Genomic DNA, 1,833 nt, shown 5'->3' with positions numbered 1-1,833 from the left:
CGCGAGGCCGCCGAGGTGGTCCTGACTCCTCGGACATGTCGGTGCATGACTGGCCCGCGCGGTCAACGAACTGTTCAGCGACTCCGGGCCGATCATCCTGCGCGTGAACGTGATGAGCTTCGGGTTCAAGTACGGCCTGCCCACCGACGCGAACTACGTCGCGGACGTGCGCTTCATCCCCAACCCGCACTGGTGCCCGAGCTGCGCCCGAAAACCGGGCGGGACGCCGAGGTCGCCGAGTACGTGCTGGAGCACCCGGGCACCGAGGAGTTCATTGTCAGCTACCTCAAGGCCCTGGAACCGGTCTTCGAAGGCTACCGGCGTGAAAACAAACACTACGCCACCATTGCCGTGGGCTGCACCGGCGGCAAGCACCGTTCGGTCGCCACAGCCATCGAGCTGGGCCGCCGCCTGGCCCAGCTGCCCAACGTGCGCGTCAACGTCACCCACCGTGACCTGGGCCGGGAATAGGTGGCGGTAAACCGTGGCATTTGCAACCGGGCCCATCCCCATCCAGGGCTGAGCAGAGACAACTCCTACAACCCCTCCGTCGTGGCCCTGGGCGGCGGGCACGGGCTGTCGGCCTCGCTCTCGGCACTGCGCCGACTGACCACGTCGCTGACCGCGGTGGTCACCGTCGCCGATGACGGGGGAAGCTCCGGGCGGCTGCGCGAATCCTTCCCGGTCCTGCCTCCCGGGGATCTGCGCATGGCGCTGGCCGCACTATGTGACGATAACGACTGGGGGCGCACGTGGCGGGACGTCATGCAGCACCGTTTCGAGGCGAAGACGAATGAGACCGAGCCGCTGAACGGGCACGCGGTGGGCAACCTGCTGATCCTGGCGCTGTGGGAACTGCTGGAGGACCCGGTGGCCGGGCTGCGCTGGGCCGGGGCGCTGCTCGGCGCGCGCGGACAGGTGCTGCCGATGAGCACCGTGCCGCTGACCATCCACGGTGAGGTGCTGCAGGCCGGGCAGGACGGAAACCTGGTGCGCGGGCGCATCGACGGGCAAGCCGATCTGGCCGCCGCCGGGAACAACGCCCTAGTCACCAACGTCAACCTGGAGCCGGAAGGCGCCCCGGCGTGCATCGAGGCGCTGGAAGCCATCGACCTGGCCGACTGGGTGGTGCTGGGTCCGGGCTCTTGGTACACCTCGGTGCTGCCGCACCTGCTGCTGCCCGAAATGCGTTCGGCGATCGCCTCGACGACGGCCAAGAAGCTGCTGACCATGAACCTGTCCACGAATACCGCCGAGACCGGCGGGATGGATGGCACCGCGCACCTGGAGGTGATTGCCCGCTACGCGCCGGAGGTGAAGTTCGACGCCATTATCGCCGAAGAATCCAAGGTGGGGAACCGGGAGCGCTTTGAGCTGGCAGCACAAAAGCTCGGGGCCAGGGTCTTTTTCGGTACAGTAGGGGTATCTGACGGTCGTGCTGTTCACGACCCGTTGCGACTCGCGGCGGCCTACCACGAAGTGTTCACCGCCATCGGCTCGTAGTACGAAGAACCATGTAAGGGAGTTTGATTCATGGCATTGACGGCTTCCGTCAAAGACGAGCTGTCACGGGTAGAGATCCGCAAGCCCTCGGTCCGCAAGGCCGAGGTCTCAACCATGCTGCGCTTCAGTGGCGGCTTGCACATTGTCTCCGGACGCATCGTCATCGAGGCCGAGGTCGACCTGGCCGCCACCGCCCGCCGACTGAAGGTCGCGATCTCCGAACTGTACGGGCACGAGGCCGAGATCGTCATGGTCACCGGTTCCGGCATCCGCAAGGGCAGCCGCTACATCGTGCGGGTCGCCCGCGACGGTGAGGTGCTTGCCCGGCAG

Annotated in this window: 2 protein-coding genes and 1 pseudogene; all 3 read left to right on the top strand. The window is 66.6% G+C overall.

Annotated elements, in window-relative coordinates; genetic code table 11:
- Nucleotides 1–112: 112 nt before the first annotated feature.
- A pseudogene (locus tag JCM19049_RS13095) lies at nt 113–471 on the top strand (hypothetical protein).
- Between the two features lie 18 nt (nt 472–489).
- Nucleotides 490–1,503 (top strand): uridine diphosphate-N-acetylglucosamine-binding protein YvcK, encoded by a 1,014-nt coding sequence (yvcK, locus tag JCM19049_RS13090; protein WP_279403192.1) that lies wholly within the window; start codon nt 490–492, stop codon nt 1,501–1,503.
- Nucleotides 1,504–1,533: 30 nt separating this feature from the next.
- Nucleotides 1,534–1,833, top strand: a 300-nt coding sequence (gene whiA, locus JCM19049_RS13085; RefSeq protein ID WP_279403191.1) for a DNA-binding protein WhiA, incomplete at its 3' end; no start/stop codon positions are given.

Source organism: Arthrobacter sp. JCM 19049, assembly GCF_001310435.1.
This window is presented reverse-complemented; position numbering and strand designations above follow the sequence as displayed.